Origin of the sequence: Nocardia sp. NPDC057440, assembly GCF_042802915.1 — a bacterium.
In the GTDB taxonomy this organism is placed as follows: Bacteria; Actinomycetota; Actinomycetes; order Mycobacteriales; family Mycobacteriaceae; genus Nocardia.
Map to the genome: position 1 here is coordinate 82,045 of NZ_JBHVDF010000025.1, position 2,678 is coordinate 84,722.

A 2,678-nucleotide genomic window follows, 5' to 3' on the forward strand; every position below is an offset into this window, starting at 1 on the left:
CCACTTTGCAGCAACTGCGTCTCGACGACGGCAGAACGGTGACCTGCACGAGCCCGGCCGAGGCCCGAATGCTGTGGGGCGAGACGACCGCGACGCACGGGTTCTACCGGCGTGCCGCCGCATGCCTTCTCCCTGGAGACGTTGCCCTCGACATCGGCGCCAACATCGGACTCAGCGCGATGATGTTCGCCGACACTTGCCCCGGAATTCAGGTCATCGCGGTCGAGCCCGTGCCGATCACCTTTCGTTGCCTGTACCGCAATATTGCAGCGCATGTTCCGCACGGGACATCCCTCCAGATCGCCGTCGGCGCCACGCCGGGCACGCGGCCGTTCACCTGGTATCCGCGCGCCACGGCGAACTCCGGTTTCTTCGCCGATCGCGAGGCAGACGACGAAGCCACCAAGATCTATCTGCGCAACAGCGGCCTGGACGACAAGGCCATCGCGCTCATCATCACCGGCCTGCACGACGGCGTACCACTGAAGGTCGGGGTCACTACTGTTTCGGCGATACTGGACGAACATTGCCGTGACAGCGAGATCGGGTTGCTCAAAGTCGATGTCGAGCGTGCCGAATTGGAAGTCTTGCATGGCATCACCGAAGCGGACTGGCCTCGTATCCACGCCGTCGTCGTTGAAGTCCATGATCGCGACGGCCGCCTGAGAGAAGTCTGCGAGCTGTTCGGTCGGCAGGGCATGTCCGCGCAGACTCAGCAGGACCCGCGTTTGATCGGAACTGAAATACACGAGGTATTTGCCGCCAGGCACCGCGCCGACTGACTGACTGACGGTAGCCGGGCTGGTGCGGTCGCATATTCACCCGTCGCCAGTTCGACGGGATGAACCCGATGATGATTGGCAATGGTGCGGCGGCAGGCCGGTTCAGCGAGCTATCAAAGAAAACCCCATGGCGCTCCTGGCCCCAACGAGGCAGTCCGACGACACTTCTGGCGACAACGCTGACGACAGCCGGGTCCCTCCACCGCTTATAGCCAACAGACGGATCAGCGTTGTCGAATCGCGCTGAGCGCCGAGCACCCCCGTGCATAGCAGTGGCGGCAGAGTTTCCGCCCCAACGCCGTCGTAGCCGAGGTTGTCGAGCACCCTGGCAATGGTCGTCCAGGATGGCGGCCCCACACCTTGGACCGCAACGCGATTGGGCCGTCGGCAGGCAATTGCCCACCGACGGCCCAGCCGCACCAGCCGTCAGAGGTAGGTGTAGGAGACCCCGTTGCTGGTTCCTCCTGGGGTGGTGACGGTGACCAGTATCGTTCCGACCGTGCCTGCGGGGGCGATGGCGGTGATCTGGGTGCTGGAGTCGACACTGAACGAGGTTGCCGGTGTGGCACCGAAATTCACCGCGGTCGCACCTGTCAATGCCGTCCCGGTGATGGTGACCGTGGTCCCGCCGGCCGCCGTGCCCGAAGTCGGACTGACCGTGCTCAGGGTGGGCACCCCGGCGTAGGTGAAGGACACGCCGTCGACGGTTCCTCCCGCGGTGGTGACGGTGACCAGTATCGTCCCAGCCGTCCCGGCAGGGGTGACCGCCGTGATCTGGGTGTCGGAGTCCACGACGAACGAGGTTGCCGGTGTGGCACCGAAATTCAACGCGGTCGCACCGGTCAGACCTGTTCCGGTGAGCACGACCGTCGTCCCGCCTGCTACCGGACCGGCGTTCGGGGCGATGGTGGTGAGGGTGGGAACCACGACGTAGGTGTAGGAGACCCCGTTGCTGGTTCCTCCCGCGGTGGTGACGGTGACCAGTATCGTCCCGGCCGACCCAGCTGGGGCGATGGCCGTGATCTGGGTGCCGGAGTCGACACTGAACGAAGTCGCCGGGGTGGCACCGAAACTCACCGCGGTCGCACCCGTCAGATTCGTCCCGGTGAGCACGACCGTGGTGCCGCCGGTCACCGGACCGGCGTTGGGCACCACCGTGGTCAGCGTCGGCACCGCCGCGTAGGTGTAGGCGACACCGTTGCTGGTTCCACCGGCTGTGGTGACGGTGACCAGTATCGCCCCGGCCGCACCTGCGGGGGTGACCGCCGTGATCTGCGTAGCGGAGTCCACGACGAACGAGGTTGCCGGTGTGGCACCGAAATTCACTGCGGTGGCTCCGGTCAGACTTGTTCCGGTGAGCACGACCGTCGTCCCGCCTGCTACCGGACCGGCGTTCGGGGCGATGGTGGTGAGGGTGGGCACCGCGATGTAGGTGTAGGAGACCCCGTTGCTGGTGCCGCCGGCCGTGGTGACGGTGACCAGTATCGTCCCTGCTGTGCCTGCGGGGGCGATGGCCGTGATCTGGGTGGCGGAGTCGATCGTGAACGAGGTCGCCGGGGTGGCACCGAAACTCACTGCGGTCGCACCCGTCAGATTCGTCCCGGTGATGGTGACTGTGGTCCCGCCTGCTGCCGGACCGGCATTGGGTACCACCGTGGTCAGCGTGGGCACCGCGACGTAGGTGTAGGAGACACCGTTACTGGTGCCGCCCGCGGTGGTGACGGTGACCGACACCGTTCCGGCCGCACCTGCTGGGGCGACGGCCGTGATCTGGGTGTCGGAGTCCACGACGAACGAGGTTGCCGGTGTGGCACCGAAATTCACCGCGGTGGCTCCGGTCAGGGCTGTTCCGGTGAGCACGACCGTCGTCCCACCGGTCACCGGACCGGCGTTCGG

At 66.0% G+C, this 2,678-nt stretch carries 2 protein-coding genes; one reads left to right on the forward strand and one right to left on the reverse strand.

All coding sequences use genetic code 11. From position 1 onward, the window contains the following. The first annotated feature begins 68 nt into the window (after positions 1-68). Complete coding sequence (locus ACFU4Z_RS33855; RefSeq protein ID WP_379071664.1) at positions 69-782, forward strand: FkbM family methyltransferase; 714 nt, start codon at positions 69-71, stop codon at positions 780-782. A gap of 426 nt (positions 783-1,208) precedes the next feature. On the opposite strand, the gene ACFU4Z_RS33860 is transcribed toward ACFU4Z_RS33855, so the two are convergent. Then, positions 1,209-2,678, reverse strand: a 1,470-nt coding sequence (locus tag ACFU4Z_RS33860) for a beta strand repeat-containing protein (RefSeq protein ID WP_379071651.1), incomplete at its 5' end; no start/stop codon positions are given.